Below are 252 nucleotides of genomic sequence, written 5' to 3' on the forward strand. Positions count from 1 at the left end.
GTCGACGAGCATCCCGAAAGCTCCTCCAGCGTCGACGGCTTGAAGCTGGCCGTAGTCGCCGACAAGGAGGATCTTCGCACCGGCCTTTCCCACGAGCCCAGTGATGCGGTCGAGCGAAAGCGTACCGGCAAGCGACGCCTCGTCGATAATGACCAGTTGCCCTGGTGAGAAGGTGGCCCCGGTGAGTTCGTGATTGGTCCACCATCTCGCGGTGTTCTCGGTCCCGATGCCGAGGTCGTCGCCGAGCACCTG

Annotated in this window: 1 protein-coding gene; it reads right to left on the minus strand. The window is 63.5% G+C overall.

All coding sequences use genetic code 11. The annotated features are described in order from the left end of the window. On the minus strand, positions 1 to 252 hold a 252-nt coding region (locus SB754_RS21720; protein ID WP_410784386.1), incomplete at both ends, for an AAA family ATPase.

The sequence above is a fragment of the Leifsonia sp. SIMBA_070 genome (assembly GCF_046534635.1).
GTDB lineage: Bacteria > Actinomycetota > Actinomycetes > Actinomycetales > Microbacteriaceae > Leifsonia.